Origin of the sequence: Streptomyces sp. Ag109_O5-1 (genome assembly GCF_003814875.1) — a bacterium.
Classification (GTDB): Bacteria; Actinomycetota; Actinomycetes; order Streptomycetales; family Streptomycetaceae; genus Streptomyces; species Streptomyces sasae.
Genome location: NZ_RKQF01000001.1, coordinates 4,312,774 through 4,335,581, shown reverse-complemented (window position 1 = coordinate 4,335,581; position 22,808 = coordinate 4,312,774). Strand labels below are relative to the sequence as shown.

At 70.5% G+C, this 22,808-nt stretch carries 21 protein-coding genes and 2 pseudogenes; 15 read left to right on the top strand and 8 right to left on the bottom strand.

Annotated features, from left to right (window positions below; genetic code table 11):
• Positions 1-2: 2 nt before the first annotated feature.
• On the bottom strand, positions 3-203 hold the full coding sequence (locus tag EDD90_RS19630; protein WP_398924808.1) for a hypothetical protein: 201 nt from the start codon (positions 201-203) through the stop codon (positions 3-5).
• On the opposite strand from EDD90_RS19630, the pseudogene EDD90_RS19625 reads away from it, so the two are divergent.
• The 3 genes and pseudogenes from EDD90_RS19625 to EDD90_RS19615 all read left to right on the top strand — a co-directional run.
• Positions 184-576 (top strand): annotated as a pseudogene (locus EDD90_RS19625) (ABC transporter permease); the annotation flags it as partial. The gene EDD90_RS19630 and the pseudogene EDD90_RS19625 overlap by 20 nt on opposite strands.
• The gene (locus EDD90_RS19620; RefSeq protein WP_123974269.1) at positions 573-1,469 is read left to right on the top strand and encodes an ABC transporter permease; all 897 of its coding nucleotides are present in this window, start codon (positions 573-575) and stop codon (positions 1,467-1,469) included. The pseudogene EDD90_RS19625 and the gene EDD90_RS19620, both read left to right, overlap by 4 nt.
• Positions 1,466-3,380, top strand: a pseudogene (locus EDD90_RS19615) (dipeptide ABC transporter ATP-binding protein). The gene EDD90_RS19620 and the pseudogene EDD90_RS19615 overlap by 4 nt, the downstream one beginning before the upstream one ends.
• A gap of 11 nt (positions 3,381-3,391) precedes the next feature.
• Here the strand turns inward: EDD90_RS19615 and EDD90_RS19610 are convergent.
• The 4 genes from EDD90_RS19610 to EDD90_RS19595 form a co-directional block, all read right to left on the bottom strand.
• Positions 3,392-3,715 (bottom strand): multidrug efflux SMR transporter, encoded by a 324-nt coding sequence (locus tag EDD90_RS19610; RefSeq protein ID WP_123974268.1) that lies wholly within the window; start codon positions 3,713-3,715, stop codon positions 3,392-3,394.
• A gap of 76 nt (positions 3,716-3,791) precedes the next feature.
• Positions 3,792-4,802 carry a ribosome small subunit-dependent GTPase A gene (rsgA, locus tag EDD90_RS19605; RefSeq protein WP_123974267.1) on the bottom strand — a complete coding sequence of 337 codons (1,011 nt, stop codon included), beginning with the start codon at positions 4,800-4,802 and terminating at the stop codon, positions 3,792-3,794.
• Positions 4,803-4,814: 12 nt separating this feature from the next.
• Positions 4,815-6,143 (bottom strand): 3-phosphoshikimate 1-carboxyvinyltransferase, encoded by a 1,329-nt coding sequence (aroA, locus tag EDD90_RS19600; protein WP_123974266.1) that lies wholly within the window; start codon positions 6,141-6,143, stop codon positions 4,815-4,817.
• Positions 6,144-6,313: 170 nt separating this feature from the next.
• Positions 6,314-7,036, bottom strand: coding sequence for a M50 family metallopeptidase (locus tag EDD90_RS19595; RefSeq protein WP_123974265.1), 723 nt, complete (start codon positions 7,034-7,036; stop codon positions 6,314-6,316).
• A 50-nt stretch (positions 7,037-7,086) separates the two neighbouring features.
• Here EDD90_RS19595 and EDD90_RS19590 point away from each other — a divergent pair, with 50 nt between their 5' ends.
• The 10 genes from EDD90_RS19590 to EDD90_RS19545 all read left to right on the top strand — a co-directional run bounded on the left by EDD90_RS19590 (position 7,087) and on the right by EDD90_RS19545 (position 17,212).
• Positions 7,087-7,902 carry an SOS response-associated peptidase gene (locus EDD90_RS19590; protein ID WP_123974264.1) on the top strand — a complete coding sequence of 272 codons (816 nt, stop codon included), beginning with the start codon at positions 7,087-7,089 and terminating at the stop codon, positions 7,900-7,902.
• 9 nt (positions 7,903-7,911) lie between these two features.
• The gene (locus EDD90_RS19585; protein WP_123974263.1) at positions 7,912-8,544 is read left to right on the top strand and encodes an alpha/beta family hydrolase; all 633 of its coding nucleotides are present in this window, start codon (positions 7,912-7,914) and stop codon (positions 8,542-8,544) included.
• 256 nt (positions 8,545-8,800) lie between these two features.
• Positions 8,801-9,484, top strand: a complete 684-nt coding sequence (gene sigR / locus EDD90_RS19580) for an RNA polymerase sigma factor SigR (RefSeq protein ID WP_221305112.1) — start codon at positions 8,801-8,803, stop codon at positions 9,482-9,484.
• Positions 9,481-9,792, top strand: coding sequence for a mycothiol system anti-sigma-R factor (gene rsrA, locus EDD90_RS19575; RefSeq protein ID WP_123974261.1), 312 nt, complete (start codon positions 9,481-9,483; stop codon positions 9,790-9,792). Before sigR ends, rsrA begins: the two co-directional genes overlap by 4 nt.
• 146 nt (positions 9,793-9,938) lie before the next feature.
• On the top strand, positions 9,939-11,291 hold the full coding sequence (locus tag EDD90_RS19570; protein WP_123974260.1) for an HD-GYP domain-containing protein: 1,353 nt from the start codon (positions 9,939-9,941) through the stop codon (positions 11,289-11,291).
• The gene (locus tag EDD90_RS19565) at positions 11,288-12,517 is read left to right on the top strand and encodes an HD-GYP domain-containing protein (protein WP_123974259.1); all 1,230 of its coding nucleotides are present in this window, start codon (positions 11,288-11,290) and stop codon (positions 12,515-12,517) included. Before EDD90_RS19570 ends, EDD90_RS19565 begins: the two co-directional genes overlap by 4 nt.
• A gap of 114 nt (positions 12,518-12,631) precedes the next feature.
• Positions 12,632-13,612 carry a hypothetical protein gene (locus tag EDD90_RS19560; RefSeq protein WP_123981390.1) on the top strand — a complete coding sequence of 327 codons (981 nt, stop codon included), beginning with the start codon at positions 12,632-12,634 and terminating at the stop codon, positions 13,610-13,612.
• A 123-nt stretch (positions 13,613-13,735) separates the two neighbouring features.
• Entirely contained in the window at positions 13,736-14,386 is a 651-nt protein-coding gene (gene def / locus EDD90_RS19555; protein ID WP_123974258.1) for a peptide deformylase, read from the top strand.
• A 292-nt stretch (positions 14,387-14,678) separates the two neighbouring features.
• Entirely contained in the window at positions 14,679-15,764 is a 1,086-nt protein-coding gene (gene cyc1, locus EDD90_RS19550) for an epi-isozizaene synthase (protein WP_123981388.1), read from the top strand.
• A complete protein-coding gene (locus EDD90_RS19545) occupies positions 15,761-17,212 on the top strand; it encodes a cytochrome P450 (protein ID WP_260327946.1) in 1,452 nt (483 codons plus the stop codon). The genes cyc1 and EDD90_RS19545 overlap by 4 nt, the downstream gene beginning before the upstream one ends.
• Before the next feature lie 24 nt (positions 17,213-17,236).
• On the opposite strand, the gene EDD90_RS19540 is transcribed toward EDD90_RS19545, so the two are convergent.
• Positions 17,237-18,202, bottom strand: coding sequence for a helix-turn-helix domain-containing protein (locus EDD90_RS19540; RefSeq protein WP_123974257.1), 966 nt, complete (start codon positions 18,200-18,202; stop codon positions 17,237-17,239).
• A gap of 93 nt (positions 18,203-18,295) precedes the next feature.
• On the opposite strand from EDD90_RS19540, the gene EDD90_RS19535 reads away from it, so the two are divergent.
• Positions 18,296-18,490, top strand: coding sequence for a hypothetical protein (locus tag EDD90_RS19535; RefSeq protein ID WP_260327945.1), 195 nt, complete (start codon positions 18,296-18,298; stop codon positions 18,488-18,490).
• Between the two features lie 34 nt (positions 18,491-18,524).
• The gene (locus EDD90_RS19530) at positions 18,525-19,304 is read left to right on the top strand and encodes a hypothetical protein (protein WP_123974255.1); all 780 of its coding nucleotides are present in this window, start codon (positions 18,525-18,527) and stop codon (positions 19,302-19,304) included.
• Between the two features lie 15 nt (positions 19,305-19,319).
• Here the strand turns inward: EDD90_RS19530 and EDD90_RS19525 are convergent, their stop codons facing one another.
• The gene (locus EDD90_RS19525; RefSeq protein WP_123974254.1) at positions 19,320-20,333 is read right to left on the bottom strand and encodes a ribonucleotide-diphosphate reductase subunit beta; all 1,014 of its coding nucleotides are present in this window, start codon (positions 20,331-20,333) and stop codon (positions 19,320-19,322) included.
• Positions 20,333-22,693 carry a ribonucleoside-diphosphate reductase subunit alpha gene (locus EDD90_RS19520; RefSeq protein WP_123974253.1) on the bottom strand — a complete coding sequence of 787 codons (2,361 nt, stop codon included), beginning with the start codon at positions 22,691-22,693 and terminating at the stop codon, positions 20,333-20,335. Before EDD90_RS19520 ends, EDD90_RS19525 begins: the two co-directional genes overlap by 1 nt.
• Positions 22,694-22,808: the final 115 nt, after the last annotated feature.

Sequence of the window (22,808 nt, the reverse complement as noted above, 5' to 3'; positions counted from 1 at the left end):
CGTCACTTCAGCCAGCCCACCTTCGTGTAGTCCCTGGAGGCCAGCCCGTCCGCGCCGTAGTTCGCCAGGTTCGAGCGGACCGCGAGGACCTCAGGGCGCTGGTAGAGCGGGATGGAGTGGCCGAGCGCCCAGATCTTGGCGTCGGCCTCGTTGTACAGCTTGTTCGCGGCGGCGGTGTCCGTCGTCTCCGTCGTGCTCTTCACCGCCGCGGGCTACAGCCGCTACCAGCGCAGCACCATGCTCGACGTCCTCGGCTCGGACCACCTGCGCACCGCACGGGCCAAGGGTCTCGGGCCGCGGACGGTCCTGCTCCGCCACGGGCTGCGTACGGCCCTCATCCCGATGTCGACCTACTTCTCCTACGGCTTCCTCGCGCTGTTCACCGGTGCCATCTTCACGGAGACGATCTACGGCTGGCACGGCATGGGCGAGTGGTTCATCGACTCCATCGGCAAGAACGACGTGAACTCGGTCGGCGCCGTGAACCTCTTCGCCTCCGTGACGGTGCTGCTCTCCGGCTTCCTCGCGGACGCGCTGCACGCCGCGCTCGACCCACGCATCAGGCAGGCATCATGACCGCGACCCTCCTGGAAGATGCCCCGGCCGCCGCCCCGGCCGCCGGCCGTGCCACGGTCGTCCTGCGCCGCTTCCTGCGCAGGCGCGGCGCGCTCGCCGGGGCCGTCGGCCTCGTGCTGCTCTTCCTGCTGGCCTTCGCCGGCCCCTACCTCACCCCGTGGTCGTACAGCCACATCGACTATCTCGCCCTGCGCCAGGCGCCGGACGCGCACCACTGGTGGGGCACCAACCGCATCGGCCAGGACGTGTTCGCGCAGACCGTGCGCGGGCTCCAGAAGTCCTTGGCCATCGGGCTGCTGGTGGCCGTGCTGTCGACGGGCCTGGCCTCGCTCGTCGGGGCGTGCGCGGGCTACTTCGGCGGCTGGACGGACCGGGCGCTGATGTTCTTCGTCGACCTGCTGCTGATCTTCCCGTCCTTCCTGATCATCGCGGTCGTCTCGGCGCGCCTCAGGTCGAGCAGCTGGCTCGGCCTGGTCGCCCTGTTCGGCCTGTTCGCCTGGATGATCACCGCGCGGGTGGTGCGCTCCATGACCCTGTCCCTGAAGGAGCGCGAGTTCGTGCGCGCGGCCCGCTTCATGGGCGTCGGCCCCTTCCGGATCATCTGGCGGCACGTCCTGCCCAACGTCGCCTCCTTCCTCATCATCGACGCGACCATCCAGGTCGGCGGCGCGGTGATGAGCGAGACCGCGCTGTCCTGCTTCGGCTTCGGCGTCCCGCAGCCCGATGTCTCCCTCGGCACGCTGATCGCCTCGGGGACGAGCGCGGCGGTGACCTACCCGTGGATGTTCTTCTTCGCCGCCGGGCTGCTGGTCGTGTTCGTGCTGGCCGTGAACCTGGTCGGCGACGGGCTGCGGGACGCGCTGGACCCGACCTCCGGGGGAGGGGCGCGATGAGCACCCCTGAGCTGCTCCACGTGGCCGGTCCGGACGTCGACTTCGACGGGCGGGCGGCCGTGCGCGGGGTCGATCTGACCCTCGACCGAGGTGAAGTCCTCGGCCTGGTGGGCGAGTCGGGGTCCGGGAAGTCCGCGACCGCCCTGGCCGTCCTCGGGCTGCTGCCCGGCAACGCGGCCGCGCACGGCTCCGTACGACTGGAAGGGACCGAGCTTCTCGGCCTCCCCGAACGGGAGTTGACCCGGATCCGCGGGCGCCGCATCTCGATGGTCTTCCAGGACCCGCTCTCCGCGTTCACCCCGGTCCACCGCATCGGCGACCGGATCGCCGAGGCCGTCCGCGCCCACCAGGACGTCTCCCGGGAACAGGCGGCCGGGCGCGCCGTCGAACTCCTCGACCTCGTCGGGATCCCCGAACCCGCCCTGCGCGCACGGTCGTTCCCGCACGAGTTCTCCGGCGGCATGCGCCAGCGCGCGATGATCGCCATGGCGATGGCCAACGACCCCGACCTGATCCTCGCCGACGAACCGACCACGGCGCTCGACGTCACCGTCCAGGCCCGGGTCCTGCACGTGCTGCGGACCGCCCAGCGGGAGACCGGGATGGCCGTCCTGCTGGTCAGCCACGACCTCGGGGTCATGGCCGGCATGGCCGACCGGGTCGCCGTGATGCGCGACGGGCGGGTCGTCGAAGGGCACGGTGGACGACGTGTTCCGGCGGCCCCAGGAGCCCTACACGCGGGAACTGCTGGCGGCCGTGCCCCGCCTGGACGCGACGCACCGGCCCCGGCCGGGCAGCGGGGAGCCGGTGCTGAAGGTGCGCGGGCTCACCCGCACCTTCCCCGTCCTCAGGGGAACCGCCTTCCGGCGCGGCGTCGGCACGGTGTACGCCGTGGACGGCGTCGATCTCGACGTGCGGCGCGGTGAGACGCTCGCGCTGGTCGGCGAGTCGGGGTCCGGCAAGTCGGCGACCCTCTTCGAACTGCTCGAACTGGCCCGGCCCGAGGGCGGGACGGCCGAGCTGTTCGGGCAGGAGCCGGGCAGCCTGGGCAAGGCCGGGATCAAGGCGCTGCGGCGGCGGATCCAGATCGTCTTCCAGGACCCGATGGCGTCGCTCGATCCCCGGATGCCGGTCGGGGACATCGTCGCCGAGCCGCTGCGGACGCAGGGAGTGGGCAGAGCCGACGCCGGCCGGCGGGTGCGGGAGCTGCTGGTGCAGGTGGGGCTCGATCCGGCGCACGCGGAGCGGTACCCGCACGAGTTCTCCGGCGGGCAGCGGCAGCGGATCGGTATCGCCCGTGCGCTGTCCGTGGAGCCGGAGCTGCTGGTGCTGGACGAGCCGGTGTCCGCGCTGGACGTCTCCGTCCAGGCGGGAGTGCTCGATCTTCTTCGGCGGCTCAAGGAGGAGCTGGGGCCGGCGTACCTCTTCGTCTCGCACGATCTGTCGGTGGTGCGGAACATCGCCGACCGGGTGAGTGTGGTGTACCTCGGCCGTACGGTCGAGGCAGGGCCGGTGGACGAGGTGTCCGCGGCGCCTCGGCATCCGTACACGCAGGCGTTGCTGTCGGCGGTGCCGATTCCGGATCCGGAGCGGGAGCGGAAGCGGACGCGGATTCTGCTGGCGGGGGATCCGCCGAGTCCTACGCGGAGGTACGAAGGGTGTCGGTTTCGGGGGCGGTGTCCGTTGTACGTGGAGCTGGGGGAGGGGGAGCGGGAGCTGTGCGACGGGGAGGTGCCGGTGTTCGAAGGGGATGGGGTCGCCTGTCATTCTCCGCGGGTGCGGGTGGGTGTCGAGCTACCGGCCGGTGGGGGGCTGGTCGCGCAGTTCCTCCCCCAGCCTTCGGCCGGGGGTGCCCCCAGCGCCCCTGGTCGGCTGCTGTTGCCGCATGTCGATACAGCCCCGGGCGTTTGACGGGGCGCGCTTCAGTGGGCGGAGCCCGAAAGCTGGAGGCCGATCACTCCCACGATCACCAGGCTGATCGAGACGATCTTCAAGGTGGAGACCAGGTCGCCCAGGAAGATCATGCCGTAGATCGCCGTGCCCGCCGCTCCGATGCCCGTCCACACCGCGTACGCCGGGCCCACGTCCAGCTTCTTCAGGGAGAGGGTCAGCAGACCGAAGCTGCCCAGGGCGAAGGAGGCGAAGGCGATCGTCGGCCACATTCGGGTGAAACCGTGGGAGAGCTTGAGACAGACGGCGAAGCCGGTTTCCAGGATCCCGGCGACGATCACCAGCAGCCACGCCATGTGCTGTCCTCCCGTACGTCCGGCTCGGTGCGATTATGCACTTACCGAACTCGGGCCAGGACAAACAACGCGGTGGTCAGTCGCCTTCCGTGCGCTCCCGTGTGGCCAGCAGCCGGCGCAGCGAGTAGAGACGGGCCGGGTCCGCGTGGCCCTCGGCCACCCACTGGTCCAGCGCGCAGTCCGGCTCGTCGTGGCTGCACGCGCGCGGGCAGTCGACGGTGCCGGGCTCCAGGTCGGGGAACGCGTGGATCACCCGGGACGGATCGATATGGGCCAGACCGAAGGAGCGGACGCCCGGGGTGTCGACGACCCAGCCGTCCTCACCGGCGAGCGGGAGCGCGAGGGCGGAGGTCGTGGTGTGGCGGCCGCGGCCGGTCACCGCGTTCACATGGCCCGTCGTACGACGGCGGTCCTCGGGGACGAGCGCGTTCACCAGCGTTGTCTTGCCCACGCCGGAGTGGCCCACGAACGCGGTGATCTTGCCGTCGAGGTGTTCCTGGACCCGCTGGGCCGCATCGCCCGTCTCCAGCTCCTCGCGGCTGGTGACCACGTAGGGGATCTCCAGATGGCCGTACAGCTCCAGGAGTTTGTCCGGCGGGGCGAGGTCCGACTTGGTCATGACCAGGAGGGGGGTGAGGCCGCCGTCGAAGGCCGCGACCAGACAGCGGTCTATGAGGCGGGGCCGGGGCTCGGGGTCGGCCAGGGCGGTGACGATCGCCAGTTGGTCGGCGTTGGCGACGACCACCCGCTCGAACGGGTCGTCGTCGTCTGCGGTGCGGCGGAGCACGGAGGAGCGTTCCTCGATGCGGACGATCCGGGCCAGGGTGTCCTTCTTGCCGGACAGATCGCCGACCAGGGCGACGCGGTCTCCCACCACCGCCGCCTTGCGGCCCAGTTCGCGGGCCTTCATCGCGAGGATCGTGCGGTCGTCGACCAGGCAGGTCAGCCGGCCCCGGTCGACGGTGAGGACCATGCCCTCGGCGGCGTCCTCGTGCGCGGGGCGGATGTTCGTACGGGGCCGGGTGCCCTTGCGGTTGGGACGGCTGCGGATGTCGTCCTCGTCGGTGTGCTTGCCGTAGCGGCGCATGGTCGTACGCCCCTACGCCCCGCCGCTTTCGAACATTCCGGTCCACAGGTCGGGGAAGTCCGGCAGGGTCTTCGCCGTCGTCGCCACGTTCTCGATCCGCACTCCGTCCACGGCCAGGCCGATGATCGCACCGGCGGTGGCCATGCGGTGGTCCTCGTAGGTGTGGAAGGTCCCGCCGCGCAGCGGGCGCGGGCGGATGTGCAGGCCGTCGGCGGTCTCGGCGACGTCACCGCCGAGTTCGTTGATCTCCTTGGTGAGCGCGGCCAGCCGGTCCGTCTCGTGCAGCCGGAGGTGGGCGACCCCGCGCAGGGTGGAGGGGGAGTCGGCGAGGGCCGCGACCGCCGCGATGCCGGGGGTGAGCTCGCCGACGTCGCCCAGATCGACGTCGATGCCGTGGATCCGGCCGGAGCCGATGAACTCCAGGCCGTACTCGGTCAGTTCGCAGGAACCGCCCATCTCGGTGAAGATCTCGCGCAGCCGGTCGCCCGGCTGGGTCGTCCGGGACGGCCAGTCCGGGATCAGCACTTTGCCGCCCGTGACCAGGGCGGCGGCGAGGAACGGCTGGGCGTTGGAGAGGTCCGGCTCGACGGTCAGGTCGCGGCCGAGCAGGGCACCCGGGGTGACCCGCCAGACATTCGGCTCGCCGCCCGACTCGGGGGTGTCCACCTGGGCGCCGACCGCGCGCAGCATGTCGACGGTCATCCGGATGTGGGGGAGCGAGGGCAGCGTCGCGCCGGTGTGGCGGACCTCCACGCCCTGGTTGAAACGGGGGCCGGACAGGAGCAGGGCCGACACGAACTGGGAGGAGGACGAGGCGTCGATCGACACCGGGCCGCCGTCCAGCGCGCCGCTGCCGTGCACGGTCAGCGGGAGCGCGCCCCGGCCGTCGTCGTCGATGCGGGCGCCGAGGGCGCGCAGCGCGTCGATCACACCGTGCAGGGGGCGCTCGTAGGAGCGGGGGTCGCCGTCGAAGCGGATGTCGCCCGCGGCCAGGGTGGCGACGGGCGGGAGGAAACGCATCACCGTGCCGGCGTTGCCGACGTCGACGGTGGCGGGGCCGCGGAGCCCCGCGGGGATCACCCGCCAGGCCTCACCGGAGCCGTCGGGGCCCACGCCCTCCTCGATGCCGACGCCCATCGCGCGCAGGGCGCCGGCCATCAGCAGGGTGTCGCGGGACCGGAGGGGGCGGCGCAGCCAGCCGGGTTCGGAGGCGAGGGCGGCGAGGACGAGGGCGCGGTTGGTGACCGACTTGGACCCGGGCACGTGGACCGTCGCATCGACGGCTCCGCGCGCGTGGGGGGCGGGCCAGAGGGCGGTTGGTGCGGTGGGGTTTGCGGCCATGGGGTCACTTTAGTGGCAAGGGGAGGTATCAGCCGGTGGGCGGGTGCGGCGCCGCTTTGCGGGAAGGCCGGTGGTCAGGTGCCGCGTCGTGGGGGCTGGTCGCGCCCGTGCGGCGGAGCCGCATATCGGTACAGCCCCGCGCCCCTGTGACATCGCCCCTTCGGGGCTTGTCACATGTGAAGAAGCCACCTGCCCCCGCCGATCAACGAGCACAGCGACACCGTGTGGAACAGGAACAGCCATACGGCCGCCGGGAGATGGGTGAGCCGGGCCAGCTGGTCCGCGTCCGAGTCGCCGGCGCCGCCCCGGGAGCGCTTCGCCTGCAGCTCGAACGCCGGGCGTACCCCACCCAGCAGCAGGAACCACACCACCGCATACGCGAACGCCGCCTGCACCTGGGGACCCGCCAGCCAGGACACCAGCAGGAACGCGCCGCCCGTCAGGAACACCGTGATGACGCCGTAGGCGTTGCGGATCATCACCAGCATCACGATGAGCAGCGCCGTGGCGGCCCAGAGGAGGAGGGTGATGCGGCCAGCGCCCAGCAGAGCCGCCCCGCCCAGGCCCAGCAGCGGCGGGGCCGTGTATCCGGCCGCCGCCGTGAGGATCATGCCGATGCCGTGCGGCTTGCCCCGGCTGACCGTGAGGCCGCTGGTGTCGGAGTGCAGGCGGATGCCGGTGAGCTGGCGCCCGGTGAGCAGGGCGACCAGACCGTGACCGCCCTCGTGGGCGATGGTGATGGCGTTGCGGGATATCCGCCACAGGTTGTGCGGGACGACCACCGCGAGCGCGGCGACCAGGGTCGCGAGCACGACCCAGAGATCAGGGTCGGGCTGGGTGCCGGTCAGCCGGTCCCAGAGGTCGGGCAGCGCGAGGGCGGCGAGGCTGTCCATGGTCCGGCGTTGCTCCCTCTGGTGGTGTGGAGTCTGGCAGTGTTGCACGTATGTGCGGACGGTATGCATCCAGTCGTAGGCCCGAGGATCTCGCAGGAGTCTTTGAGATCGAGAAGTGGGAGCCCGAGGAGACCCTGGAGCCCGACTACAACGTGGCGCCGACCAAGGAGGTCTACGCCGTCCTCGACCGTCCGTTGAAAGACGCCGAGGACCGCCGCCCGGTTCGCCAGCTGCGCAAACTCAAGTGGGGGCTGGTGCCCTCCTGGGCCAAGACCCCCGAGGGCGGCGCCCGGATGATCAACGCGCGGGCCGAGACCGTGCACGAGAAGCCGTCGTACCGCCGCGCCTTCGCCGCCCGCCGCTGCATCGTGCCCGCCGACGGCTACTACGAGTGGGTCACCGCCAAGGACGAACGCGACCTGGAGGTCGAGGGCAAGAAGAAGCGGCCGCGCAAGCAGCCGTACTTCGTGCTGCCCGCCGACGGGTCGGTGTTCGCCATGGCGGGGCTGTACGAGTTCTGGCGGGACCGGACACTGCCCGACGAGCACCCGCTGGCCTGGTGGGCGACCTGCTCGGTGATCACCACGGAGGCGGAGACCGCGCCGCTGGCGGTCGCCCCGGCCGAGGGGCCGCGGACCCTGGCGGACATCCACCCCCGGATGCCGCTGATGCTCACGCCCGACCGCTGGGACGCCTGGCTCGACCCGGCGCACACGGACGTCGAGGACCTGCGCTCGCTGCTGGCCCCGCCGCCGGAGGGCCTGATGCGGGCCTACCCGGTCTCCACGGCCGTGAGCAACGTCCGCAACAACGGCCCGGAGCTGCTGAAGGAGCTGGAGGGGCCCGAGGAGGGCACACTCTTCTAGCCTTCTCAGGTGACTACCTCGAAGATCGTCGGTACGGAGGCGGGGGACGCCCGCATCACCTGGTGCGAGGCGGAGCGGGCGCGGCTGGTGCTCGCCGTCGGCCATGGCGCGGGCGGCGGGATCGAGGCCCGTGACCTCCAGGCGGTCGCCGCCGTCCTTCCCGCCCACGGCGTGACCGTCGCGCTCGTCGAGCAGCCCTGGCGGGTCGCCGGGAAGAAGCTCGCGCCCGCGCCGAAGACGCTCGACGCGGGCTGGCGTGGGGTGTGGCCGGCGCTCACCGCGAAGGGCCTGCCGGTGGTGTCCGGCGGGCGCAGTGCCGGGGCCCGGGTCGCCTGCCGTACGGCGACGGAGCTGGGGGCCGCGGCCGTACTCGCCCTGAGCTTTCCGCTGCACCCGCCGGGGAAGCCGGAGAAGTCGCGTGCCGAGGAGCTGCTGGGGGCCGGCGTGCCCACGCTGGTCGTGCAGGGCGGGAACGACCCGTTCGGGAAACCGGCCGAGTTCCCGGAGGGGGAGTACGGACTCGTCGAGGTGCCGGGCGCCGATCACGGCTTCGCGGTACCCAAACGGGCGGACATCGGGCCGGAACAGGTAGTGGCGATCATCACGGACGCGGTCGTCGGGTGGGCCACGTCACTCGGGTAACGCCCGGGAATGTTGAGTGACGGACCACTGTTGAGGCGGACAGAAGTGCTGGGACACCAGCGCCGACGCCGTACGAGAGGAAGTCCGCCGCATGGGTTCGACCATCTGCCCGAGCCGCGACAGCCGCATTGACCTGGACTGGTCCGTGCTGCATGCGGCCAAGACCGCTCCTATTCGAGCGGCGGCAGGGACGGGTCGTGTTCTATCCTCCGATTCGAGTGGGATCGGTTTCGGTCCTGCCCTGGAACTTGAGGAGGTGGGTCCGGTCACTGGGACCGACGCAGGGACCGACAACGGCCAGGCGGAGCAGCCCGAGGGCCAGGGCGTGGGCGCGGAGTCGTCTGCGGAGCGCACCGCGCGCTTCGAACGGGACGCGCTCGAATTCCTCGACCAGATGTACTCGGCCGCGCTGCGCATGACGCGCAACCCGGCCGACGCCGAGGACCTGGTACAGGAGACCTACGCCAAGGCGTACGCGTCCTTCCACCAGTTCCGCGAGGGCACCAACCTCAAGGCCTGGCTGTACCGCATTCTGACCAACACGTTCATCAACTCGTACCGCAAGAAGCAGCGCGAACCCCAGCGCTCCGCGGCCGAGGAGATCGAGGACTGGCAGCTCGCCCGCGCCGAGTCGCACATGTCGACGGGCTTGCGCTCCGCGGAGTCGCAGGCGCTCGACCATCTGCCCGACTCGGACGTCAAGGAAGCGCTGCAGGCGATTCCCGAGGAATTCCGCATCGCCGTCTACCTCGCTGACGTAGAGGGCTTTGCGTACAAGGAGATCGCAGACATCATGGGGACCCCCATCGGTACGGTGATGTCCCGGCTGCACCGTGGCCGGCGCCAGCTGCGCGGCATGCTGGAGGACTACGCCCGTGAGCGCGGGCTCGTCCCGGCCGGCGCCGGAGAGTCGAACGAAGCGAAAGGCTCGGGCTCATGAGCTGCGGAGAGCCGCACGAGACGGACTGCAGTGAGGTACTCGATCATCTCTACGAGTTCCTCGACAGTGAGATGCCGGACGTCGATCGCGTCAAGTTCAGGCAGCACTTCGACGAGTGCTCCCCCTGCCTGGAGAAGTACGGGCTGGAGCAGGCCGTGAAGAAGCTGGTCAAGCGGTGCTGCGGGCATGACGACGTACCGAGCGACCTGCGGGCCAAGGTGCTGGGGCGGCTTGACCTGATCCGTTCCGGGCAGACGGTCCCGGAGCACGACGTGGCGGCCGCCCCCGTCACTCCGCAGGAGAGCTGAGCGCTTCCCCGCCGGGCGTCGCCACTCCGGTGACCCTTCACCCGAACGTGCTAATCCTCCGGTCATAACCTCCCGGGCCCTCCGGCTGCCGCCCTAGGCTCCGGAGCCTGGACGGGCACGGTCGGGGGAGTCGGGGGAGGGGCGTGATGGAGGCGGTTCCGGTACGGGTACGCGCCTACGTGGCCGGTGTCGCCCTGAGCGCCCTGACCTGTCTGCTGCCGCTCCCGGGTACGCATACGCCTTGGCCGGCGGTGGCTCTCCTCGCCGCGCTGTACGCGGGCGGCGAGCACGTTCTGCGCAAACGCCTCGGCGGCACCTTCTACCCGGTGCTGCTCGCCGGGGCGTTTCTGCTGCCGCCGGCCGCCGCCGCGCTCGTACCCCTGCCGGGTGCCCTTCTCTCGCACGTCGAGCAGCGGCCGCAGGCGGTACGGCGGGTGTGGCGGGCCGCCGAACTGGCCCTCGCGGTGTGGGGCGCCGGCTGTGCGCACTGGGTTCTGGGCGGGCGGGACGCGGTGGTGGGCTGCGAGTTCCCGTACGCGCTGCTGCCGTGCGCCGCGGCGGTACTCGCCTTCTGCACGGTCCTCGCCCTCCTCGACGGCGGGATCCTGGCGGTCGCGGTGGGGGCACCCCCCACGCCTTTCGGGCAGCGGGGGAGGGTTCCGGTACAACGGGCCTGGCGCGGCCTCCTCGCCCGCTCCCTCGCGCCGATCGGGGTGCACGGGCTGGCCGGGCTGATGATGGCGGTGCTCTGGCGCAGCCCCTACGGTCCCGTCGCCGCGCTTCTCGTGCTGCTGCCGATGTGCGTGTCCTGGTGGGTCTTCGCCCAGTACCACCGGGAGCAGGCCGCCCACCAGGCGACCATCCGCGCGCTGGTCCAGGCCGTCGACATCAAGGACGGGTACACCCGGGGGCACAGCGAGCGGGTCGGACAGGCCTCCGTGATGATCGCGCGCGAGCTGGGCATGGACGACGAGCGGGTGGAGGTGCTCCGCTTCGCCGGCATCCTGCACGACGTCGGGAAACTGGGCGTCCCCACGAGGCTGCTCCGCAAGGACGGCCCGCTCACCCCCGAGGAGCGGCGGATCATCGAACTCCACCCCGAGTACGGCCATGAGATGGTGCGCGGGATCTCCTTCCTCGGCGAGGCCCGCGCGGCGATCCTCCACCACCACGAGCGCATCGACGGCAGCGGCTATCCCTACGGCCTGGCGGGCGGCCAGATCCCGGAGTCCGCGCGGGTGGTGGCCGTCGCCGACGCCTTCGACGCGATGACCTCGACGCGCTCCTACAGCCGGGCCCGGCCGGTAGGGGCTGCGGTGGAGGAGTTACGACGCTGCGCCGGGCGCCAGTTCGACGCGGGCGTCGTCGACGCCCTCGTGCGAGCGCTGGGCAAGGAGGGCTGGCACCCCGCGGTCACCGCAGACGTCTGCCAACCGGGCGCACCCGCTTCCGGCCGTCCGAAAGGTGACCGCGAGAGCGTCGGCCGGGGCGCCCCTTGATCGCGCTGCGGGGCATCCGGCTCGCCGCTCTCCTCCTTGCTCTCGGCTGTCTCGCCGGCACACTCTGGGCGGGCCTCGACGACCGTGGTGCCGCCCTTGCCTTCGGGGTGCTCGTCGGTGTCGGGGAGTGGGGGCGGTGGACCGGGGCCGAGGTGCGCGAGGCCGCGCCGCTCGGGGCCGCCGGGGGGCTGGCGTACGCCCTGCTGGGGGGTGATGCCGGCGTCGCCACGCACGACGGGGCCTTTCAGGTCGTCACCGTCGTGTGCGCGGCCTCGCTGCTCGGCAGCGTGCCCCATATAGCCTGCGGGCGTCGGCCCACCCTCGACCATCTCGCCCGCCGCGTCCTCACCGTCGGCTTCGCCGCCGTCTGCTTCCAACCCCTCTACAGCAGGGGCGTGTTGGAGCAGTGGGGCGGACCGGCGTACGCGCTGCTGCTCATCGCGCTGCTCGTGCTCACCGCGTTGTGCGACGTCGTGCTGGCGGCAGCACAGGCGCACTCGCGGACCGGGTGGCGGTTCGGGCCGCTGCTGCGGGACGAACTGCGCGGGCTGCTCGGCATCGGGTCCGCGGTCTGTGCCACCGGCGCGGTGATGGCGCTGGCCGTCGCCGTCGTAGGGCTGTGGGCGCTGCCCGTCTTCTGTCTGCCCCTCCTCCTCACCCAGCTGTCCCTGCGCCGGTACGCGGCCGTCCGGGCCACCTACCGGCAGACCATCGCCTCCCTCGCCCGCGCCACCGAGATAGCGGGGTACACCCCGGCCGGGCACGCCCGCCGGGTCGCCACGCTGAGCCAGGCGGTCGGGCGGGACCTGGGGCTGTCCGGAGCGGAGCTCACCGTGCTGGAGTACGCGGCGCTGATGCACGACATCGGCCAGCTCAGCCTGGTCGACCCGGTGCAGGCCGGGGCCACGGCCGTACTGCCGGCGGAGGAGCAGCGGCGGATCGCCCTGCTGGGCGGAGCGGTCGTACGGCAGACCGGGGTGGACGCGGCCGTCGCCGTGGTCGTGGAGCGGCAGGCCGACCCGTACCGGGAGCAGCCGGTCGCCGCGCGGATCGTACGGGTCGTCAACGCGTACGAGGAGAAGTCCCGGGATTCCGGGCCCGGCGGGCCGCTGACCGCGCTGGAGGAGTTACGCCTGGCCACCGCCGGGGACTACGCTCCCGAGGTTGTGGAGTCGCTGGCGCGCGTGCTCTCCAGGGACTGTCTGACCTTGCGCGCGGCTGGGTAACCCATGGGTAATGAGCGGCTCTCCCGCCGTACGTGGTTGGATGCGAGGGAGAGGGTGATGTCCGGGGGCACAAGCCAGCCCACTGTGCGGAAATGGAACTGGCAGGCGGGAATCGTGAGGATCTTCGGCAAGGGACGGCACCGGCCCTCCGCCTCCTGGCGGCAGGCCACCGACCGCGCGTTCACGCTGATCGGTGACGGCCGGTACGAGGATGCGGGCGAGCTGCTGACACGCGCCGCCGATCTGGAACCCTGGCTGTCCGAGTCCTGGTTCAACCTCGCCCTGCTGCACAAGTTCCGGCACGACTGGGAGCAGGCGCGCGCCGCGGGGCTGCGGGCGGTGGCCCTGCTCGACCGGGAGACCGGGGCGCCCGACTGGTGGAACGTGGGTATCGCGGCGACCGCGCTGCAGGACTGGCCGCTGGCCCGCCGGGCCTGGCAGGCGTACGGGCTGCGGGTACCGGGCGGCGCCACCGCGTCCGCCGAGCCGGACGGCATGGACCTGGGCAGTGCCGCCGTACGGCTGTCCCCGGAGGGGGAGGCCGAGGTGGTGTGGGGGCGGCGGCTGGACCCCGCCCGTATCGAGGTGCAGTCCATTCCGCTGCCCTCGTCCGGGCGGCGCTGGGGCGAGGTCGTGCTCCACGACGGCGTGCCGCACGGGGAACGGACCACGGCGACCGGGCACGCGTACCCCGTCTTCGACGAGATCGAGCTGTGGGCTCCGTCGCCGGTGCCGACGTGGGTGGTGCTGCTGGAGGCGGCGACCGAGGCCGACCGGGACGCGCTGGAGCAGCTGGCCGGGGACGCCGGGTTCGCCGCGGAGGACTGGTCCTCTTCGGTGCGGTTGCTGTGCCGGATGTGCTCCGAGTCGAGGATGCCGTCCGACGAGGGCGACGGGGTGCACCTCGATCCCCACGACCACAGCGAGCCGGGGCATCCCGGGCCGCTCGGGCATCGGACCGACGGGCAGTTGTGGGTGCCGGAGCGGGAGTGCGGGGTGGCTGCGCCGGCTTCGCTGGTGAGGGGGTTGCTGGACGGGTGGGTCGCGGACAGCCCTGACTCCCGGGATTGGCGGGATTTGGAAGAGGTCTGCTGAGGCCGGTGGATCACCGCGGGTCGTGAGTGGTTGCTCGCGCAGTTCCCCGCGCCCCTAAAGACAGACACGTACCCTGTATCAGCAACATCACTCCCTGTTTGGTTTAGGAAGGCATCGTCGGTCATGGCGCAGCAGGACACCGATCAGCAGCACGCGGGCGTGCTCCCCGTGGACGACGAGGGATTCGTCGTCGACACCGAGGGAACCGAGGAGCGCGAGAACGCCTGGCGTGAGCGGGGGACCTCGCGGCCCGTCACCGTCGTCGGGAACCCGGTGCTGCACAAGGAGTGCAAGGACGTCACCGAGTTCGGCGCGGAGCTGGACCAGCTCGTCGCCGACATGTTCGCGAGCCAGCGGACCGCCGAGGGCGTCGGGCTCGCCGCCAACCAGATCGGCGTCGACCTGAAGGTCTTCGTCTACGACTGCCAGGACGACGAGGGCGCCCGGCACGTGGGTGTGGTGTGCAACCCGAAGCTCGTCGACCTGCCTGCCGAGAAGCGGCGGCTGGACGACAGCAACGAGGGATGCCTGTCGGTGCCGGGCGCGTACGCGGCGCTCGCCCGCCCCGACTACGCCGAGGTCACCGGGCAGGACGAGAAGGGCAACCCGATCAAGGTGCGCGGCACCGGCTACTTCGCACGGTGTTTGCAGCACGAGACCGACCACCTGTACGGCTACCTGTACATCGACCGGCTCTCCAAGCGCGAGCGCAAGGACGCGCTTCGCCAGATGGCCGAGAACGAGCCACGCTACCCCGTGGTCGCCAACGACTGAGACGTACAAGGGCCGTTGTGACGCCTGGTCGAGAACGTCTCGACCAGGCGTTCGTCATGTTCGGTCAAGCTCGCTCATCTGTCCGTCGTACATTCGATCCTTTGTGCGCCCCTAGCGATCCCCAACCAGTCACGCAAGGGGAGATTCTCGGCACTGTGGGGTAGTGAGTGAAGCAAATCCGTTCCCAGACCGGTCAGTTGTGGTGCTGAATAGAAGTGCGGGGATACACAACGGCGCACGCCCGGCATCGCGGGAGGGGCGTGCGCTCCTGGCGGCTGAGAGGGGTTTGTTCGTGCATGCTTTCCCACACAGCACCACATCGACGCCGACGGCGCTCGCGGTTCCACCACAACTCGCCCTGCCGTTGATCGAGGACGAGTTTCCCCGGCAACTGCATCCGTATTGGCCACAGCTCCAGGAGAACACCCGCCTCTGGCTGCTGGAAAAACGGCTGATGCCGGCGGACAAGGTGCATGAATATGCCGACGGCCTTTGCTACACCGACCTGATGGCCGGGTACTACCTGGGCGCCTCAGACGAGGTGATCCAGGCGATATGCGACTACAGCGCCTGGTTCTTCGTCTGGGACGACCGGCACGACCGTGACGTCGTGCACGGCCGGACCGGGGACTGGCGGCGGCTGCGATTCCGGCTGCACGCGGCCCTCGACGCCCCCCTGCACCATCTGCACCACCCGGACATCCTGGTGGCCGGGTTCGCGGACAGCGTCGCGCGGCTGTACTCGTTCCTGCCGCAGACCTGGAGCCGGCGGTTCGCCGGGCACTTCCACCAGGTGATCGAGGCATACGACCGCGAGTTCCGCAATCGCACGAAGGGATACGTTCCCAAGGTCGACGAGTACCTCGCCCTGCGGCGCCTCACCTTCGCCCACTGGATATGGACGGACCTGCTGGAAACGAGTGCCGGGACCGAACTCCCGGACTCTGTGAGGAAACACCCGGCATACCGCCGTCCGGCGCTGCTCAGCCAGGAATTCGCCGCCTGGTACAACGACCTCTGCTCGCTGCCGAAGGAAATGGCGGGCGACGAGGTGCACAATCTCGGAATCAGTCTCGTCACCCACGAGGGAATGAGTCTGGAACAGGCGGTCGAAGAAATCAGGCGACGCGTCGAGGAATGCATTCGCGAATTCCTGGTCGCCGAGCAGGACGCCCTTCGGCTCGCCGAGCAACTCGATGACGGCACCGTGCACGGAAAGGAACTCGGTGTCGCGGTCCTGGCCTGTGTCGCCAATATGCGGAACTGGTTCAGTTCCGTCTACTGGTTCCACCATGAATCCGGCCGATACATGGTCGACAGCTGGGACGACCGGTCCACGCCCCCGTACGTCGACAACGAAACGGCAGGTGAGAAATGACCGTCGAGTCCGTGAAGCCCGCGACCGCGGAGACTTCCGAACCGAGTCATCCGACCGATCCGACCGATCCGACCGGAGCTACCGGCGCGACCGAAGCGACCGGTGCGACCGGTGCGACCGAACTGCGTGAACCGCCCCTCGCCGGCGGCGCGGTGCCGGTGCTCGGTCACGGCTGGAAGCTGGTCCGCGACCCGCTGGCCTTCATGTCCCGGCTGCGCGAGCACGGCGACATGGTGCGGCTGCGCCTCGGCCCCAAGGAGGTGTACGCCGTCACCACACCGGCGCTCACCGGGGCCCTCGCCCTCAACCCCGACTTCATCATCGCCGGCCCGCTGTGGGAGTCCCTGGAGGGACTGCTCGGCAAGGAAGGCGTGGCCACCGCCAACGGCCCCCGCCACCGGCGCCAGCGCCGCACGATCCAGCCCGCGTTCAACCTGTCCGCGATCCCCGGCTACGGGCCGGTCATGGAGGAGGAGGCGCATGCGCTGACCGAGCGCTGGCGGCCCGGCGAGACGATCGACTGCACCTCCGAGTCCTTCCGGGTCGCCGTCCGTATCGCCGCCCGCTGCCTGCTGCGCGGCGAGTACATGGACGAGCGCGCGGAGCGGCTCAGCGTCGACCTCGCGAGCGTCTTCCGCGGTATGTACCGACGGATGGTCGTACCACTGGGCCCGCTCTACCGGCTGCCGCTGCCCGCCAACCGTGAATTCAACCGGGCACTGGCCGATTTGCATCTCCTCGTCGACGAGATCGTCGCCGAGCGCCGGTCATCTGGTCAAAAGCCGGACGATTTGCTGACGGCATTGCTCGCGGCGAAGGACGAGAATGGCGACCCCATCGGGGAACAGGAGATCCACGACCAGGTCGTCGCGATACTCACCCCCGGCAGCGAAACAGTCGCCTCCACGATCATGTGGTTGCTCCAGGTGCTCGCCGAACATCCGGAACACGCCGAGAAGGTACGGACCGAGGTCGAATCCGTGACGGGCGGTCAACCGGTTGGTTTTGAGCACGTTCGGCGGCTCACGCACACCAACAATGTCGTCGTCGAGGCGATGCGTCTGCGTCCTGCCGTATGGATATTGACGCGGCGCGCCAAGACCGACACCGAGCTCGGCGGCTATCGCATTCCGGCGGGCGCCGACATCGTCTACAGCCCCTACGCCGTCCAGCGCGACCCGCACTCGTACACCGGGCACCTCGACTTCGACCCGGACCGCTGGCTGCCGGAACGGGCGAAGGACGTGCCGAAGCACGCCATGAGCCCCTTCAGCGTCGGCAACCGCAAGTGCCCCAGCGACCACTTCTCGATGACCCAACTGAGCCTGATCACGGCGGCGTTGTGTGCCAAGTACCGCTTCGAACAGGTCCCCGGGTCGGACGACGCGACCCGGGTGGGCATCACCCTGCGCCCCCAGCGCCTGCTGCTGACGCCTGCGCCCTGGTGACGGCCTCCTGATACCGGCGCGCGCTCAGGCGGCCTCCGGCCCCCGGAACGTGCGCCGGTAGGAGTTCGGTGTGGTGCCCAGCGCCTTCACGAACTGGTGCCGCAGCGCGGCCGCCGTACCGAAGCCGGTGCGGTCCGCGATGGCGTCCATCGTCTCGTCCGTCCCCTCCAGCAACTCCTGTGCCAGCAACACCCGTTGCCGAAGGACCCAGCGGTACGGCGTGGTGCCGGTCTCCTGCTGGAAGCGGCGGGCGAAGGTGCGCGGCGACATCAGGGCGCGGGCGGCCAGCTGCTCGACGGTGACCTCCTCGTCCAGATGCTCCGTCATCCAGGCCAGCACCCCGCCGACCGTGTCGCAGGGGCCCGCCGGCAGCGGGCGCTCGATGTACTGGGCCTGTCCGCCGTCCCGGTGCGGGGGCACCACCATCCGGCGGGCGATCTTCGCGGCGACCTCGGGTCCCTGGGTCTTGCGCACGATGTGCAGACAGGCGTCGATACCGGCGGCGGTACCGGCCGAGGTGATCACCGGGTCCTCGTCGACGTACAGCACGTCGGGCTCGACCCGGGTGCGCGGGAAGCGGCGGGCCAGCTGCTGCGCGTGCCGCCAGTGCACCGCGCACCGGCGCCCGTCCAGCAGCCCGGCCGCGCCGAGCACGAAGACTCCGGAGCAGACGCTGAGCACCCGGGCACCCCGGTCCACCGCCCGGCGAAGGGCGGCGAGCAACTCAGGGGGATACTCCCGGGCGATGTTGGCGTCGGAGGCCGGGACCGCGATCAGATCGGCCTCGTCGAGCCGGTCGAGGCCGTACGGCGTGGAGACGGTGAGGCCGGGCACATGGGTGCCGAGCGCCGCTCCCTCCGCCGAGACCACGGCGAAGTCGTACACCGGCAGCCCCTCGTCGGAGCGGTCGAGGCCGAAGACCTCGCAGACCACTCCGAGTTCGAAGGGGTGCACACCGTCCAGGAGAACTGTCGCCACGTTCTTCAGCATGCTGCCAGTCTGCCTCGGCTCTGGCAGTTATTCGAGGGTGTACGGCAGTCCTGCCACTCACGGTCAGGTCTGTCCGGAGCCACAGTGGTGTCCATGAATGGAAACCAGATCGAAGGTCTCGTCGGAATGGTCCTGGTCCTCGGGATCCTCGTCCTCATGGCCCTCCCCTCCGTGCTCGGCGTCCTGCGCGACAGGCGCCTCGACCGGCAGATCAGGGAAGCGCGGCGGACCGAGGAAGCCGGGCACGGTCGCAGGACCGGACACCGCAGGAGGTCTGTGATTGCGTAGCCTCTCCTGACACGCACACGACAGGGGTAGGACTATGCGAGGCAGAACGGCCTGGGCCGCGGCCGGCGGGGCGGCGGCCCTGGTGCTGACGACGGCGACCGGCGCGCACGCGGAGGGGCGGGGCGACATCCGGGTGGTGAAGACCGTCGTCAACGGCGGCGGGAACGTCATCGTGGGCACGTCGAAGACGATCCGGTACCCGATCGACATCACCGTCAAGGACAACTCGGGGGTGAAGGGGCTCACGCACGTCAGCACCTTCAGCAAGACGCTCCTGTACTCCTTCGCGGACTGGAACGACGACTCGTCCTGCACGAAGAAGAGCGCGACCACCTCGGTGTGCCGGGCGACGATGACCATCGACCCCGCCTGGATCGCCGACAGCGACGACATCGACAGCAACAGGCTCGCCGGAGTGTGGCAGGTCAACGCCACCGTCAAGGCGAACGACGGCGACTACTGGATCTCCGACCACATCGCCGAGTACAAGGTCAAGCGAGCCGCCCAGCTCACCACGGTGATCGCGCCCGAGAAGGTCGCCAAGGGCGCCGCGGTGACCGTCACCGGCAAGCTGTCGCGGGCCAACTGGGAGGACCGGAAGTACCACGGGTTCCCCGGGCAGCAGGTCAGGCTCCAGTTCAGGAAGAAGGGCGCCGCCCAGTACGGCACGGTGCGGACCGTGACGACGGACGGCGCCGGAAAGCTGAGCACCAGGGTGACCGTCACCTCGGCGGGCAGCTGGCGCTGGTACTTCCCCGGCACGACGACCACCTCGATGAGGGTGTCGGCCGGGGACGCACTCGACCTGAAGTAGCCGGCCCCGGGCGGCTCAGAAGTCCTCGTCGAGGTCGACGGTGCCCTCCACCGCCACCTGGTACGCGGACGGGCGCCGCTCGAAGAAGTTGGTCAGCTCCTGGACGCCCTGCAGCTCCATGAAGGAGAAGGGGTTCTCCGAGCCGTACACCGGAGCGAAGCCGAGGCGGCCGAGCCGCTGGTCGGCGACGCACTCCAGGTACTGGCGCATCGACTCGGTGTTCATGCCCGGCAGACCGTCACCGCACAGGTCACGGGCGAACTGCAGCTCCGCCTCGACGGCCTCCCGCAGCATGTCGGTGACCTGCTGCCGGAGTTCGTCGTCGAAGAGCTCCGGCTCCTCCTTGCGGACCGTGTCCACGACGTCGAACGCGAAGCTCATGTGCATCGTCTCGTCACGGAACACCCAGTTGGTGCCCGTGGCGAGACCGTGCAGCAGACCCCGGCTGCGGAACCAGTAGACGTACGCGAAGGCGCCGTAGAAGAACAGGCCCTCGATGCACGCGGCGAAGCAGATCAGGTTGAGCAGGAAGCGGCGGCGGTCGGCCTTGGACTCCAGTCGGTCCAGGTTGTCCACCGAGTCCATCCACTTGAAGCAGAACTCGGCCTTCTCCCGGATGGAGGGGATGTTCTCGACCGCGGCGAAGGCCGCCGCCCGGTCCTCCGGGTCGGGGAGGTAGGTGTCCAGCAGGGTCAGATAGAACTGGACGTGGACGGCCTCCTCGAAGAGCTGCCGGCTCAGGTAGAGCCGCGCCTCCGGGGAGTTGATGTGCTTGTACAGCGTCAGCACCAGGTTGTTCGCGACGATCGAGTCGCCCGTCGCGAAGAACGCCACCAGACGGCCGATGAGGTGCTGCTCGGCTGGCGTGAGCCTGGCGAGGTCGGCGACGTCCGAGTGGAGGTCGACCTCCTCCACGGTCCAGGTGTTCTTGATGGCGTCCCGGTAGCGCTCGTAGAAGTCCGGGTAGCGCATGGGGCGCAGAGTCAGCTCGAAGCCCGGGTCGAGCAGGTTCTTGTTCTCGCTGGTCATTACTGGCAGGCCTCGCAGGACTCGGGGTTCTCAAGGGAGCAGGCGACGGCGTCTTCGGGGGTCGCCTGCTGGACGGGGATGGTGGCTTGGGCCTGGGCGGCGCGGGCGATACGGGTCGCCGGACGCGAGCGCAGGTAGTACGTCGTCTTCAGGCCCGACTTCCAGGCGTACGCGTACATCGAGGAGAGCTTGCCGATCGTCGGCGTCTCCAGGAAGAGGTTCAGGGACTGGGCCTGGTCCAGGTACGGGGTCCGGGCGGCGGCCATGTCGATCAGACCGCGCTGCGGGATCTCCCACGCCGTGCGGTAGAGCCGTCGTACGTCCTCGGGGATCCACACGAAGTCCTGCACCGAGCCGTTCGCCTCGCGCAGCGCCTCGCGGGTGCGGGCGTCCCACACGCCGAGGTCCTTGAGGTCCTGCACCAGGTAGGAGTTGACCTGGAGGAACTCGCCGGAGAGCGTCTCGCGCTTGAAGAGGTTGGAGACCTGCGGCTCGATGCACTCGTACACGCCCGCGATGGACGCGATGGTGGCGGTGGGCGCGATGGCGAGGAGCAGGCTGTTGCGCAGGCCGGTGGTCGCGATCCGCGCGCGCAGCGCCGCCCACCGCTCGGGCCAGGTGAACTCGACGCCGTAGTGGTCGGGGTGCAGCACACCCTGCGCGGTACGGGTCTTCTCCCAGGCCGGCAGCGGGCCGTTGCGCTCGGCGAGGTCGGCGGAGGCCTCGTACGCGGCGAGCATGATCCGCTCGGCGATCCGGGTGGAGAGCGCCTTCGCCTTGGCCGAGTCGAAGGGCAGCCGCAGTTTGAAGAAGACGTCCTGGAGGCCCATGGCGCCGAGGCCGACGGGACGCCACTTGGCGTTGGAACGGCCGGCCTGCTCGGTCGGGTAGAAGTTGATGTCGACGACCCGGTCGAGGAAGGTGACGGCGGTGCGGACGGTCTCGTCCAGCCGCTCCCAGTCGATGTCCCCGCCGGTCACGAAGGCGCCCAGGTTCACCGAGCCCAGGTTGCAGACCGCCGTCTCGCCGTCGTCCGTGACCTCCAGGATCTCCGTGCAGAGGTTGGAGGAGTGGACGACATGGCCGGCGGTCGCCGTCTGGTTGGCGGTGCGGTTGGCCGCGTCCTTGAAGGTCATCCAGCCGTTGCCGGTCTGCGCGAGGGTGCGCATCATCCGGCCGTACAGGTCACGGGCCGGGACGGTCTTGCGCGCGAGGCCGTCGGCCTCGGCCTTGCGGTAGGCCGCGTCGAACTCCTCGCCCCACAGGTCCACCAGCTCCGGAACATCGGCGGGGGAGAAGAGGGACCACTGCTCGTCGGCGTTCACCCGGCGCATGAACTCGTCCGGGATCCAGTGCGCGAGGTTCAGGTTGTGCGTACGGCGGGCGTCCTCACCCGTGTTGTCGCGCAGCTCCAGGAACTCCTCGAGGTCGGAGTGCCAGGTCTCCAGGTAGACCGCGGCCGCGCCCTTGCGCCGGCCGCCCTGGTTCACGGCGGCGACCGAGGCGTCCAGGGTCTTCAGGAACGGCACGATGCCGTTGGAGTGCCCGTTGGTGCCGCGGATCAGCGAACCCCGGCTGCGGATCCGGGAGTACGACAGACCGATGCCGCCTGCGTGCTTGGAGAGGCGGGCGACCTGGTGGTAGCGGTCGTAGATGGAGTCCAGCTCGTCCTTCGGGGAGTCGAGGAGGTAGCAGGACGACATCTGGGGGTGCCGGGTGCCGGAGTTGAAGAGGGTGGGGGAGGAGGGGAGGTAGTCGAGGCGGCTCATCAGGCGGTAGAGCGCGGTGACTTCGTCCAGTGCGCGCAGGGTGTCGTCCTCCGCGAGACCGGCGGCGACGCGGAGCATGAAGTGCTGGGGCGTCTCGATCACGCGCCGGGTGATCGGGTGCCGGAGCAGGTAGCGGCTGTGGAGCGTGCGGAGCCCGAAGTAGCCGAAGCGGTCGTCGGCGTCCGGGTCGACGAGGGCGTCCAGGCGGGCCGCGTGGAGCCGTACGAACTCGGCGGTCCGGTCGGCGATGAGCCCCTCCCGGTGCCCCACCGCCACGGACTCGGTGAAGGACGTCACGCCCTGCGAGGCGGCCTCGGCGCGGACGGAGACCGTGAGCAGACGGGCGGCCAGCCGCGAGTAGGCGGGGTCCTCCGAGATCAGGCCGGCGGCCGCCTCCGTGGCCAGCTCGCGCAACTCCGCTTCGTCGGCCCGGGCGGACCGGCCGCGCAGCGCGGCGGCGGCGACCCGGCCGGGGTCGGCGTCGGGGAGGTCGGCGGTCAGCTCGGTCAGGGTCCGCAGCAGCGCGGTTCCGGGACCGTTCTCTTCCACAGAGATGGTCGCTGAAGCCGGGTCGGCTGGCGCGATGGTCACGTGGGGCTCTCCCTCGCTCGGCACAGGGCCTGGCGGAGGGCAGGAGGCAGCACACGGGCGAGCGCACGCGTGTCGCGTCCCCGGCCCACTCCACGAGGCCCGGACGTCAGAACAC